Here is a 12,477-nt window from a genome sequence, read left to right on the forward strand (position 1 = left end):
AGCCCGCTCCCCTATTTGTCCCCTCGCGACGATCAATGCGCCTCGGGCTCTTCCCTTGTCATGCCCTCATCTGAAATCTTGCGTCGACCCAATCGGCCCACGGCCCGGCCGGCGCCACCCCTGCCCCGGGCTCTCGGAGGATGCTGTGACAACCCCCCGCATATCACCGCGCCGTCTCAGACGGTCGCTGCTGTCCGTCGCCGCCGTCTCAGCGGCGCTCGCCCTCGCCACGCCCGCAGGTGCCGTCGGCGCGGACACCGGCCTTCCGCCGGGACCCGCGGCGGCCGGTGCCGTCTCCCGTGCGGACTCCCGCGCCGCCACCACCGCCCAGGCCGCCGCAGGCTGGGTCGCCGGGACCAGGTCCTACCTGGTCATCACCGCTCCCGGCGACACCTCGGCCGCCCGCAATGCCGTTGCCGCCAACGGTGGTTCGGTCTTCGCGTCGTACGACGCGATCGGCGTCGTGGTCGCCCACTCCGCCTCGGCCGGCTTCGCCTCCGCCCTGCGCTCCGCGGCGGGCGTGCAGAAGGTGGGCGCGACCCGCACCTCGGACGTCCCCGCGGACGCCTACTCCCCCACCCTGCCGAGCGCTCCCCCGCAGTCGGCCACCACCCTCACCGAGACGGCCCGGTGGGACATGACGAGGATCAACGCCGACAAGGCGTGGGCCGTCAACCCCGGTTCGCCGTCGGTCGAGGTCGGTGTCCTGGACACCGGTGTCGACGACCGGCACCAGGACCTCGCGCCCAACTTCAACGCCGCCGACTCCGTCTCCTGCGCCTACGGCAAGGCCGACACCCGCTCCGGGGCCTGGCGTGACGTCGGCACCCACGGCACACACGTGGCCGGCACCATCGCCGCAGCGAAGAACGGCAAGGGCGTGGTCGGCGTCGCACCGGGCGTGAGCATCGCGTCCGTGCGCATCGCGGAGCCGACCACCAGCATGTTCTTCGCCGAGAACACCGTCTGCGGCTTCATGTGGGCCGGCGACCACGGTTTCGACGTCACGAACAACAGCTATTACACCGACCCGTGGATGTTCAACTGCCCGGACGACCCCGACCAGGCGGCCATCATCGAGGGTGTGCGCCGGGCCCAGGAGTACGCGGAGGGCAAGGGCTCCCTCCAGATCGCCGCGGCCGGCAACTCCAACTACGACCTGGCCGACAAGCGGTCGGACAACTCCAGCCCGAACGACTCGACCCCGGTCAACCGCACGATCACCAACGCCTGCGTCGACATCCCGACGGAGCTGCCGGGCGTCGTGACCGTCGCGGCGATGGGCAACGGGAACGTCAAGGCGTCCTACTCCAACTACGGCCGGGACGTCATCGACGTCGCGGCGCCGGGCGGCGACGGGGCCTACGGCGTCTACTCCACCCTGCCGGGCGGCAAGTACGGCAACATGAACGGCACGTCGATGGCCTCACCGCACGTCGCCGGTGTCGCCGCACTGCTGAAGAGCGCCGACCCGTCCGCCACCCCGGCTCAGCTGCGTGAGCGGCTGGGCACCCAGGCCACGGACACGGCGTGCCCGTCGGACAGCCGGTGCACCGGCACCACGGCGAAGAACGCCTTCTTCGGCGAGGGCCAGGTCGACGCGCTGAAGGCCGTCGGCGGGACGACGCCGCAGCCGGGACGGTACTTCGAGAACACCGCCGACGTCGCCGTCCCGGACAACGCCACCGTGGAGTCGCCGATCACGGTGACCGGGATCGCGGGCAACGCCCCAGCCGCGCTGAAGGTCGGCGTGGACGTCAAGCACACCTACCGCGGCGACCTGGTGCTGTCACTCGTCGCCCCGGACGGGTCCGTCCATCCCCTGGAGGACTTCGCCGACGGAGACAGCGGGGACGACGTGGTGAAGACGTACACGGTCGACGCCTCCTCGGAGACCGCCTCCGGGACGTGGAAGCTGCGCGTCCGTGACATCGCGACCCGGGACACCGGACGCATCGACACCTGGAACCTGACCTTCTAGCCGGGCCTCCCGCATGACCCCGCCCCCGGCTCTCCGCGGTCGCGGAGAGCCGGGGGCGGGGTGCGGGGGCGGGGTGCGGGGGCGGGGTGCGGCGTCACGCGGGGACGGGTGCGTGCCGCACCGGTCCGTCAGGCGCCCGGGAGTACACCGGTGCGGACCACCTGGGAGTACCAGCGGGCGCTGGCCTTGGGGATGCGGGTGCCGGTCGGGTAGTCGACGTACACCGCGCCGAAGCGCTTGCTGTAGCCGTGCGCCCACTCGAAGTTGTCCAGCAGGGACCACAGGAAGTACCCGCGCACGTCCGAGCCGTCCAGGATGGCCCGGTGGACGGCGGCCAGATGGCCGCGCACGTAGGCGATCCGGGCGGGGTCGTTGACCCGGCCCTCGGGGTCGGCGTAGTCGTCGAAGGCGGCGCCGTTCTCGGTGATGACCAGCGGCAGACGCGGGAAGTCGTCGGTGAGCCGGCGCAGCAGGTCGTACAGGCCGCTGGGGTCGACGGCCCAGCCCATCGCGGTCGTGTCACCGGGCGGCTGGTGGAAGGCGACCCGGTCGGCTCCGGGCCAGGGGCTGTGGGAGCTGTTGCCGTGTCCGTCGGAGGTGTGGGTGCCGCTGCCGTCGGCTTCGGAGACCACGGTGGGCGTGTAGTAGTTGACGCCGAGGAAGTCCAGCGGCTGGTGGATCCGTGCGAGGTCGCCGTCCCGGACGAAGGACCAGTCGGTCAGCTCGGCGGTGTCCTTGAACAGGTCCTCCGGGTAGGCGCCGTTCAGCATCGGACCGGTGAAGACCCGGTTGGCGAGGGCGTCGATGCGGCGGACCGCGTCCGCGTCGCCTTCCGACCCGGTGAGCGGGCGGACGTGGTGGATGTTGAGGGTGACCGAGACCTGGGCGTCGGCGCGCAGGCGGTCGCGCAGCGCCCGGCTGGCCAGTCCGTGGGCCAGGTTGAGGTGGTGCGCCGCGCGCAGGGCGGCCACCGGGTCGGTGCGGCCGGGGGCGTGCACGCCGGAGCCGTAGCCGAGGAAGGCGCTGCACCAGGGCTCGTTGAGCGTGGTCCAGGTCTTCACCCGGTCGCCGAGGGCGTCCGCAGCGAGGGCCGCGTACTCGGCGAAGCGTTCGGCCGTGGCCCGCTCGGGCCAGCCTCCGGCGTCCTCGAGCTCCTGCGGGAGGTCCCAGTGGTAGAGGGTGGCGACGGGCTGGATGCCCTTGTCGAGCAGGTCGTCGACGAGGCGCCGGTAGAAGTCCAGGCCCTTCTGCACGGCGGGCCCGCGGCCGGTGGGCTGGATCCGCGGCCAGGCGAGGGAGAAGCGATAGGCGCCCAGACCGAGTTCGGCCATGAGGGCGACGTCCTCGCGCCAGCGGTGGTAGTGGTCGGTGGCGGTGTCGCCGGTGTCTCCGTTGCGGACCCGGCCCGGGGTGCGGGCGTAGGTGTCCCAGATGGACGGCGTCCTGCCGTCCTCGGCGGCCGCTCCCTCGATCTGGTAGGAGGCGGTGGCGGAGCCCCAGAGGAAGCCCTTGGGGAAGGTGCGGGCGGCGTCCGGGGCGGACGCGGTCTGCTGTGCTGCGGTGACCACGTAAGTCCTTTCGAGGTGGTGGTGTGCGACGGGGTGCGTGGAGCCCTGCGGTGAAGGGCCCGGAAGGCCCGACGGGCCTTTTCGGGAGCGTGGCGTGGCCGTTCGCGCGGCGGTCAGCCCTTGACCGCGCCGGCCATGATGCCGCTGACGATCTGGCGGCCGAAGACGATGAACATCGCCAGCAGCGGCAGTGTGCCGAGCAGGGCCCCGGCCATGATCAGCGACTGGTCGCGGACGTACCCCGCGCTGAGCTGGGTGAGGGCGACGGGCACGGTCGGGTTGGTCATGTCGAGGACCACGAAGGGCCAGAAGAAGTCGTTCCAGGCGTGCACGAACGTGATCATGAACAGCACGGCCATGGCGGGGCGGGCGACGGGCAGCACGATGCTCCAGAAGATCCGCAGCGAGTGCGCTCCGTCCACGCGTCCGGCCTCGACGAGCTCGTCCGGCAGGGCCTCGGACAGGTACTGCCGCATGAAGAACACGCCCACCGCGCTCACCAGCGTCGGGAAGATGACGGCGGGCAGCTGCTGGGACCAGCCGAGCTCGGCCATCATCATGAACAGGGGTACGACGCCGAGCTGCGGCGGCACGAGCATGGTGCCGATGACCAGCATGAGCAGGGCGTTGCGCCCCTTGAACCGCAGTTTGGCGAAGGCGAATCCGGCGAGCGTCGCGAACAGCACCGTGGACAGGGCTATCACGCCGGCCACGATGAGGCTGTTGATCATCGCCTTGCCCATCGCCGCCTCGTCCCAGGCACGGGCGAGGTTGCTGAACAGGTTCGGGCCCGGCAGGAACGGCGGCGGGGTCTGGCTGACCCGGGTGTTGTCGGTGGAGGCGGCCACCATCGTCCAGTAGAGCGGGAAGATGGACAGCACCGCCATGACGGCGAGCAGGACGTAGGCGAGGGGGCCGGCGTGGTGCTGGCGGCCGGCGCGCTGGCGCAGCAGCCCGCGGCCGCCCCGGCGGGTCGTCTTCTCGGGTGATGCCGGGCCCGCGGTGCCGGTCCGGGCCGGGAGACTTTGCAGGGTCATGGTGACTCCGGGTCAGGACGTACGGGAGCGGGCGCGCTTGACGACGCGCTGCACGAGGAAGACGAGCAGGAGCAGCAGGAACATGGCCCAGGCGACGGTCGCCGAGCGGCCCATCTGGTAGTTCTTCCAGCCCTCTTCGTACAGCAGCAGTCCCAGGGTCTGGTACTGGTTGTCCGCGCCGCCGCTGACGCCGTTGGGCCCCTGGCCGAAGATCAGCGGCTCACCGAACAGCTGCGTGGCGCCGATCGTGGAGAGCACGATGGTGAAGACGATCGTGGAGCGGATCCCGGGGACCGTGACGTGGGTGAACTGCTGCCATCGGGAGGCGCCGTCGAGGGAGGCGGCCTCGTAGCGGTCGGCGGGGATGGCCTGCATGGCGGCGAGGTAGAGCAGCGCGTTGTAGCCGGTCCAGCGCCAGATCACGATGGTGGAGATGGCCACCTGGGCGGGCCACTTGTCGGCCTCCCAGTCCACGGGGTCGATCCCGACCGCACCCAGCGCCCAGTTGATCATGCCGAAGTCGCGCTCGAAGATCATGGTGAAGACGAGGGCGGCCGCGGCGACCGAGGTCGCGTAGGGCACCAGTGAGGCGACGCGGAAGAACAGCGAGCCGCGCATGCGGTAGTTCAGCAGGTGTGCCAGCCCGAGGGCCATCAGCAGCTGCGGCACGGTGGAGATGACGCCGATGGTGATCGTGTTCTGCAGCGCGTTCCAGAACCGGGAGTCTCCCCACAGTTCGACGTAGTTGTCGAACGCCACCCACTCCATGACGTCGAGGGTGGCCAGTTCGACGTCGTGCAGGGAGATCCAGGACGTGTAGACGAGGGGGTAGAAGCTGAACGCGGCGAAGACCACGAAGAACGGCGCGACGAAGACGTACGGGGCGCCCTTGATGTCGAGCCGGTGCAGGAGCGCGCCGCGCCGCCGGCCGGCGCCTTCTTCCGGAGGCGGCCCGGCGGGCTCGTCCCCGGTCAGGGCCTTGGTGGTGGAGATGGCCACCGGAGTTCCTTCCTGAGAGCGGATGGGTGAGCCGGCCGTCCGGACCCGGCCGCGACGGGCGGGCCCGGACGGCCGCGGGGGCCGGGGGTCAGCCGACCGCCTTCTCGATGCGCTCCGCGGTGGTCTCCCACGCCTTGTCCCGTGCCGTGCCCTGCTGCTCGATCAGCGTCAGGCCCTGGGAGAAGGTGTCCTTGATCGTGCCGTCCTTGCGGCCGAGGACCTGCTTGTCGGGAATCTCCTGGGCCGCGGCGCCGAAGATCCGGCCGATGGGCGCGCCGCTGAAGTACTCGGACTCGGCGTTCTTGACCTCGGGGCTGTCCAGCGCCTGGCGCGAGGAGGGGATGTTGCCGATCTCCTTGAAAATGTGCGCCTGCTGCTCGGGTGCGGTCAGCCAGGCCACGAGCTTCTTGGCCTCCTCCTTGACGGGGCTCTGCTCGACGACACCGAGGAAGGACCCGCCCCAGTTGGCGCCCTTGGGGGCCTTGGCCACGTCCCACTTGCCCTTGTTCGCCGGTCCGGCCTTCTCACTGATGTGGCTCAGCATCCAGGCGGGGCACACGGCCGTGGCGAACGTGCCGTTGGCCAGACCGGGGTCCCAACCGGGCTGGAACTGGCGGAGCTTGGCCGTCAGACCGTCCTCCGCCGCGTCGGCGGCAAGGCCCCACGCCTCCTTGACGACCGGGTTGCTGTCGTAGACCAGCTCGCCCTTCTCGTCGTAGAACTGCTCCGAGTTGCCGTAGATCATGGCGTTGAACAGGCCGCTGGCCGCATCCATGTAGGCGACGCCGTCGCCCTTGAAGTCCTTCTTGAAGGTGCGGCCGACCTCGACGTACTTCTTCCAGTCGCCCTCCCAGAGCTTGGCGACCTCCTCGCGCTCGGTGGGCAGGCCGGCCTTCTCGAAGTAGTCCTTGCGGTAGCAGACGGCCATCGGCCCGATGTCCGTGCCGAGGCCGAGCACCTTGCCGTCGGCGGTGCTGATCTGGGACTCCTTCCACGGCAGGAAGTGGTCGGTGCCCGACATGTCGCCGAAGTCGGCGAACTTGTCCGACTGCGTGTCGGTGATCTCCTTGGCCCGGCCGATCTCGATGCCCTGGATGTCCTTCAGGCCCTTGCCGGCGGCGAGCCTGGTCTGCAGGGCGGTGTAGTACGTCTGTTCGTCGCCGGCGATCTCGGCCTTGATGTCGACGTCGGGGTTCTCCTTCTCGTACTGCTCGAGGAGGCCGGTCTCCTTGAGGCCCATCACCCCGTACAGGCCCATGGTGATGGTGACCTTGCCGTCCTTCTTGCCGCCGCCGGTGGCGGAGTCGTCGCTGCCGCCGCAGCCGACCACGAGCGCCAGCGCGCCGGCGGCCGCGGCCCCCGCCACCGCCTTTCTGCGCAACGAACCGGAAGTGCTCATGGGTCTCCTCCTAGCGACGTCGCCGAACCGTCGACGGCGACGGGTCCAGCGCTGGCCACGACGAAGCCGTGGTGATGAGTTCTGGGATGGTTTGGACGAGTGGGAACGTGCCCACTCTGGGGTGGGCACGTTCCCACCGGCGCATCGAAGACTCGTAGGAGTGGACCGATCTGTCAATGACTTGAACACAACTCGTTCTCTCACCGTGCTGAGCTGCGGTGGGATCCGCTGCGATCGCCCTGTGCCCCGGCGACGGCCGGATCTGCAAGAATTGCGCAGGTCACCTCCGCGGCAGGGCCTGCCGCCGCGGCGCGAGGGGGGAGCACATGACCGGAAACCGCCGTCCGACGATCAAAACGGTCGCCGCCCGCGCCGGCGTGGGCCGCACGACGGTCTCCCGTGTCGTCAACGGCTCGGACCTGGTCAGTGCCGATGCCCGTGCCCGGGTGCTCGCGGCGATCAAGGAGCTCAACTACGTCCCCAACTCCGTCGCCCGCGGCCTGGTGACCAACCGCACCGACGCCGTGGCCCTGGTGATCCCCGAGTCGGAGAGCCGGCTCGGCTCGGAGCCGTTCTTCGCCGCGATCATCCGCGGCGTCAGCGGCGCGTGCGCGGAGAGCCGCATCCAGCTGCAGCTGATGCTCGTCCGCGACGAGGCCGAACGCGACCAGCTGACCGAGTCGGTGGCGACCCGCCGCGTGGACGGTGTGCTGCTCGTCTCCGTGCACTCGGGGGACCGGCTGCCGGGCATGCTGGAGGAGATGGGGCTGCCCACCGTTCTGGCGGGACGCCGTGACGCGGGCGAGCAGTTGAGCTACGTCAACGCCGACAACGCCGGCGGCGCCGCCGCGGCCGTGCGGCACTTGCTGGCCCGCGGACGGCGGCGGGTGGCCACGATCACGGGACCGCTGGACATGGACGTCGGCCGCAGCCGGCTCGCAGGCTGGCGCGCCGCCCACCGCGAAGCGGGCGCCGCCCCATCGGATCTCCTTGTCGAGACGGGCGATTTCACCGAGGAGGGGGGCGCTCACGCCATGCGTTCGCTTCTTGAACGCGCCCCCGATCTGGACGCCGTCTTCGCCGCGTCCGACCTGATGGCGGTCGGCGCCCTCGCCGAACTGCGCCGCCGGAGGAGACGGGTGCCGGAGGACGTCGCCGTCGTCGGCTTCGAGGACTCCGTCCTGGCCCGCCACACCAACCCGCCGCTGACGACCGTGCGTCAGCCGGTGGAGGAGCTGGGCCGGACGATGGCCCGCATCCTGACCGACATCACCCGGCACGGTGCGGACCGGCAGCAGATCACGCTGCCGACGGAGCTGGTGGTGCGCGAGTCCTCCTGACGCCCCGGCCGCGGTGCACAAAGGACGGCTTCCCCGTCTGCCTCGCCGGGCGCGGGGCGGCCGGACCGTGCGGCTTCGTCCGCTACACGACCACCAAGCGCGGGATCTCGGAGGCGCTGCGCGCCCTCATCGCCGGCGGGGAGGGGATCCCTTCTCCCGGAGCAGGGCCATGCTGACCGCCGCGATCACGGAGCTGCTCCACGCCGGGCGGGAAGCGGGCCTGGTGCGCGCGGACATCGAACCGGACGACGTGCTCTTCAGCCTCGGTGGGCTGTCCCTCGCGGCCACGACCCCGAAACCCACGCGCGGATGGCACGTCTGGGTCCGGGGGAACCCGCCTGCCCCGGCCCTCGGCGGCGGGGCCGGGGGAAGGCGGGTGTGTTCTCTCAGGTCACCGGTCCCGCAGCCGGTGGTGCGGGGTCGTAGGCGGCGTCCCGGGTGAGGTCGCGCAGGCGGAGCGCGGCGGTGAGCATGTCCCGGTGGCTGGTGTACAGGGCGTTGACGCCGAAGCGCAGGAGGTCGGGTGCGCGCATGTCGGCGATGACGCCGTGTTCGGCGAGGGCGGCGACCAGTCCGCGGGCGTGCGGGTGGCGGAGGCTGACCTGGCTGCCGCGGCGGCCCGGGTCGGCCGGGGTGACGGACGTGAAGCCCAAGGGGGTCAAAAGCTCGCCCGCGCAGTGCAGGAAGAAGCCCGTCAGGGACAGGCTCTTGTCACGGACCTGCCTCATGTCGACGCCGTCGAAGGCGGTCAGGGCCGCTTCCAGGGCGAGCAGGGACAGGATCGGCGGCGTGCCGATGCGGGCGCGGGCGATGCCGGGGGCCGGTGTGTACTCGGCAGCGAGTGCGAACGGGTCGGCATGTCCGGTCCAGCCGGGCAACGGGGTCTCCAACTCGGCGTGATGCCGCCGCGCCACGTACAGGAAGGCGGGTGCGCCCGGCCCGCCGGACAGGAACTTGTAGCCGCAGCCGACGGCCAGGTCGACGCCGAGGCCGTCGACGTCCAGGGGCAGGGCGCCGGCCGCGTGGCACAGGTCCCAGAGCACCAGCGCCCCGGCGTCGTGGACGGCCCGGGTCAGCGCCCGCATGTCGTACAGCTCGCCGGTGCGGAAGTCGACGGGCGCGTAGCTGACGACGCAGACCCGATGGCCCTCGGCGGCGAGGAACGACGCCAGGTCCGCCGGGGGCACCCGCCGCACGGTCAGGTTCCGGCGGCGGGCGACCGCGTCCGCGATATAGCGGTCGGTGGGGAAGTGCCCGGGGTCGGTGACCAGGAGCGGACGGTCCGGACGCAGCGCGGCGGCGGCGTCGAGCGCGGTGAACAGCTGCACGCTGGTGGAGTCGCCCGCGATCGTCTGGCCCGGGGCCGCCCCGATGAGGGCGCCGACGGCGTCCCCGACCCGCAGGGGCGCCTGCCACCAGCCGGCCGCGTTCCACGAGCCGATGAGCCCGGTGGCCCACTGGCGGCGCACGACGTCGTCGAGGGCGGCGGGCACGGCGGCGGGCAGCGGGCCCAGGGAGTTGCCGTCGAGGTGGACGACGTCCGGCGGGAGCTGGAAGCGCGCGCGGAGGGGGGCCAGGGGATCGTCGGCGTCGAGCCGTGCGGCTCGCCCGCGCAGGCCGGCCGGTGCGGACAGTGCGGTGGTCATCGTGCGGCCTCCTGGTCCGCGCGGCCGGACCGCCTCGGCGGGAAGGCGGCCGCCATGTCCCGGAGGGTGTCGGCGACCGCGCGGGCGCCGGGTGCTCCCGGTTCGATGAGGGTGTAATGGCCGGTGCCGGGCAGGACGACCGTCCTGAGGTCGCGGTGCACGGCCGCGTAGTCGCTGAACTGGGTCAGCGGGACCTCCTCGTCGGCCGCCCCGTGCAGCAGCACGGTGGGGACGCCGGTGGTGCCTGCGCCGCGCAACAGGGTGAGCGGGTCGACCTCCGGCAGCCGCTCAGCGAAGTGCGCCTGCCCCCCGAGGAGTTGAAGGGCGGCGCCGTTGCTGAGGTCGTCGCGGCGGGTGGCGGTCAGGTCGGTGATCGGCGCGAGGGCGAGGACGCTCGTCGGGAGGCTGCGGGTGTGCCAGCGTGAGCCTTCGGGCAGCAGGCCCCGGGCGGCGCACCACAACGCCAGGTGCCCGCCGGAGCAGTGGCCCGCGAGGACGTACGGGCGTCCCTCGGGCAGGGTGTCGACGATGCGGGCGACGTCGTCGAAGGTCTCGGGGTAGCCGCCGGCACCGCCGGAGCGGCGGAAGCCGGGCAGCAGGACGTCGAAGCCCTGCTCGGAGAGGTAGGCCGCGAAGGGCGTCAGGTGCATGCGGTCGTAACGCCAGTAGCCGCCGTGCAGCAGGACGACCAGCGGGGCGTCCGGGTCGTCGGACGGCCAGGCGTCGTAGGACTGGTGGGGGTGGTCGCCGTAGCGGCCGTGCGCCGGTGCCAGTACCGGCTTCAGGCTCAGGACCCGCTGTTCCTCCTCGGCGGCGAAGGCGGAGATCGTCCTAGACGTCACCGCGCACCTCCCACAGCTCGGGGAAGACCGGCCGGGCCGCCCGCCGTTCGAGCCAGGCGAGTCCGGCCGAGCCGGCACTGCCCGGTTTGGCGCCCATGGCGCGGCGCACCACCAGGACGTGCTCGAACCGCCAGCGGGTGACCAGTTCGGCGATGTCGGTGAGGACTTCCCCCAGGGCGAGGTGGGGGTGGTGCCGCGGTCCGGCGTAGACGTGCCGCCAGGTGTCCACGACCCCGGGGTCGGAGGTGTAGGGGAGGGTGACGTCCCGTTCGAGGACGTGCCGGGGCACGGGCAGTCCCTGCCGGTGGAGGTGGGCCAGCACCTCGTCGTAGAGGGACGGTTCGCGGTAGGTCTCGCCCAGCGCCTCGTGGACGGCCGGGTCGCCGCGGTGGGCGCGCAGCAGTCCGGAGGACTTGTCACCGAGGAGGAACTCCAGGTGCCGGTACATGGCCGACTGGAATCCGGACGCCTGGCCGAACGCGGCCCTGAAGCCGTTGAACTGGGCGGGCGTCAGCGCGGCGATGGGCGCCCAGGCGCCGTTGAGGGCGGTCAGCGCGCGGCGGCTGCGGGTGAGCGCGTCCATGGCCGCGTCCGGGTCGTCCTTGGCGAACGCCACCTTGGCCGTGCGCCACTCGTGCACGATCAGGGTGAACCACAGCTCCATCACCTGGGTGGTGACGAGGAAGCCCATCTCGTCCGGGGCCTCGGTGAGCGGGTGCTGCAGCGTGTTGAGGACGGACGCGTGCACGTAGGTGTCGTAGGGGCTCGCACCCGGGAACGGGCGGGTCAGGTCGTCGTCCACCGGTTCGTCGAGGGCGGACGTGCCGTGGTTCATCACATCTCCTTGAGAGGCCGGCCGGCGGACGGCCGGGTGGCTTGGGGTCACACACCCAGGTGGGCGCCGCCGGACGCGTCGATCCACTGGCCGGTCACCCAGCGGGCGTCGTCGCTGGCGACGAACGAGACGACGTCGGCGATGTCCACCGGGTCGCCGAGCCGCCCGAAGACGGAGGCCTCGGAGTACCTGCGGCGGATCTCCGGCACGCTGAGCGTGGGGTTGATCTCCGTCTCGGTGTAGCCGGGTGCGACGGCGTTGACGGTGATGCCCCGGGGTCCCAGCTCCTGGGCGAGGGAGAGGGTGAGGTAGTCGAGGGCGGCCTTGGTCATGGTGTACGTGACGATCGGCGGGAAGGCGACACGGGTGGCGACGGAGGAGATGTTGATGATCCGGCCGCCGTCGCGCAGCCGTTCCAGAGCGCGCTGGACGACGAAGAAGGGCGCCTTGGTGTTGATGGCGAACACCCGGTCGTAGTCGGCCTCGGTGACCTGGGCGAACGGCCGCGGGAGGGTGATGCCGGCGTTGTTGACCAGGATGTCGAGTCCCTCGGGTGCCCCTTGGGCGGCCAGGGCTCGGTCGAAGGCGGTCCACAGGGTGTCGGCGTCGCCGTGCACACCGAGTTCGGCGTGCACGGGGAAGGCACGTCCGCCGTCGGCCTCGATCTCCTTGACGGTGCGCTCGGCGGCCGCCTCGTCGTGGCCGTAGTGGACCGCCACCAGGGCTCCCTCGCGGGCGAGGCGGCGGCTGATGGCTCTGCCGATGCCCCGGCTGCCGCCGGTGACCAGGGCGGTCTTCCCTTCGTGGCGTGCGGTCGTGGTCAACGTGGA

11 protein-coding genes are annotated in these 12,477 nt (G+C 71.7%); 3 read left to right on the forward strand and 8 right to left on the reverse strand.

The genetic code is table 11. From position 1 onward, the window contains the following. Positions 1 to 145 precede the first annotated feature (145 nt). The gene (locus tag Q5694_RS12820; RefSeq protein WP_443040863.1) at positions 146 to 1,981 is read left to right on the forward strand and encodes a S8 family serine peptidase; all 1,836 of its coding nucleotides are present in this window, start codon (positions 146 to 148) and stop codon (positions 1,979 to 1,981) included. A gap of 128 nt (positions 1,982 to 2,109) precedes the next feature. Here the strand turns inward: Q5694_RS12820 and Q5694_RS12825 are convergent, their stop codons facing one another. The 4 genes from Q5694_RS12825 to Q5694_RS12840 all read right to left on the reverse strand — a co-directional run bounded on the left by Q5694_RS12825 (position 2,110) and on the right by Q5694_RS12840 (position 6,984). After that, complete coding sequence (locus tag Q5694_RS12825) at positions 2,110 to 3,549, reverse strand: GH1 family beta-glucosidase (protein WP_333932956.1); 1,440 nt, start codon at positions 3,547 to 3,549, stop codon at positions 2,110 to 2,112. A 113-nt stretch (positions 3,550 to 3,662) separates the two neighbouring features. Beyond that, positions 3,663 to 4,586, reverse strand: coding sequence for a carbohydrate ABC transporter permease (locus tag Q5694_RS12830; protein ID WP_333932957.1), 924 nt, complete (start codon positions 4,584 to 4,586; stop codon positions 3,663 to 3,665). 12 nt (positions 4,587 to 4,598) lie between these two features. Then, complete coding sequence (locus Q5694_RS12835; RefSeq protein ID WP_333932958.1) at positions 4,599 to 5,585, reverse strand: carbohydrate ABC transporter permease; 987 nt, start codon at positions 5,583 to 5,585, stop codon at positions 4,599 to 4,601. Positions 5,586 to 5,673: 88 nt separating this feature from the next. Next, positions 5,674 to 6,984: an ABC transporter substrate-binding protein gene (locus Q5694_RS12840; RefSeq protein WP_333932959.1), complete on the reverse strand. Its 1,311-nt coding sequence runs from the start codon at positions 6,982 to 6,984 to the stop codon at positions 5,674 to 5,676. Positions 6,985 to 7,310: 326 nt separating this feature from the next. On the opposite strand from Q5694_RS12840, the gene Q5694_RS12845 reads away from it, so the two are divergent. Then, entirely contained in the window at positions 7,311 to 8,324 is a 1,014-nt protein-coding gene (locus tag Q5694_RS12845; protein WP_333932960.1) for a LacI family DNA-binding transcriptional regulator, read from the forward strand. Positions 8,325 to 8,391: 67 nt separating this feature from the next. Further along, positions 8,392 to 8,766 carry an SbtR family transcriptional regulator gene (locus tag Q5694_RS34820; RefSeq protein ID WP_443040864.1) on the forward strand — a complete coding sequence of 125 codons (375 nt, stop codon included), beginning with the start codon at positions 8,392 to 8,394 and terminating at the stop codon, positions 8,764 to 8,766. Here Q5694_RS34820 and Q5694_RS12850 read toward each other — a convergent pair. From Q5694_RS12850 to Q5694_RS12865, 4 genes are read right to left on the reverse strand one after another with little or no spacing between them, the layout of a single operon-like run. Beyond that, positions 8,711 to 9,970: a kynureninase gene (locus Q5694_RS12850; RefSeq protein WP_333932961.1), complete on the reverse strand. Its 1,260-nt coding sequence runs from the start codon at positions 9,968 to 9,970 to the stop codon at positions 8,711 to 8,713. The two genes, Q5694_RS34820 and Q5694_RS12850, sit on opposite strands and share 56 nt — an antisense overlap. Then, positions 9,967 to 10,812 (reverse strand): alpha/beta hydrolase family protein, encoded by an 846-nt coding sequence (locus Q5694_RS12855; RefSeq protein WP_333932962.1) that lies wholly within the window; start codon positions 10,810 to 10,812, stop codon positions 9,967 to 9,969. The genes Q5694_RS12850 and Q5694_RS12855 overlap by 4 nt, the downstream gene beginning before the upstream one ends. After that, the gene (locus Q5694_RS12860; protein WP_333932963.1) at positions 10,802 to 11,647 is read right to left on the reverse strand and encodes a tryptophan 2,3-dioxygenase; all 846 of its coding nucleotides are present in this window, start codon (positions 11,645 to 11,647) and stop codon (positions 10,802 to 10,804) included. Before Q5694_RS12860 ends, Q5694_RS12855 begins: the two co-directional genes overlap by 11 nt. A gap of 47 nt (positions 11,648 to 11,694) precedes the next feature. Further along, on the reverse strand, positions 11,695 to 12,471 hold the full coding sequence (locus Q5694_RS12865; RefSeq protein ID WP_333932965.1) for an SDR family oxidoreductase: 777 nt from the start codon (positions 12,469 to 12,471) through the stop codon (positions 11,695 to 11,697). Between the last annotated feature and the right edge of the window lie 6 nt (positions 12,472 to 12,477).

Source organism: Streptomyces sp. AHA2 (genome assembly GCF_036857595.1).
Taxonomy (GTDB): Bacteria; Actinomycetota; Actinomycetes; order Streptomycetales; family Streptomycetaceae; genus Streptomyces.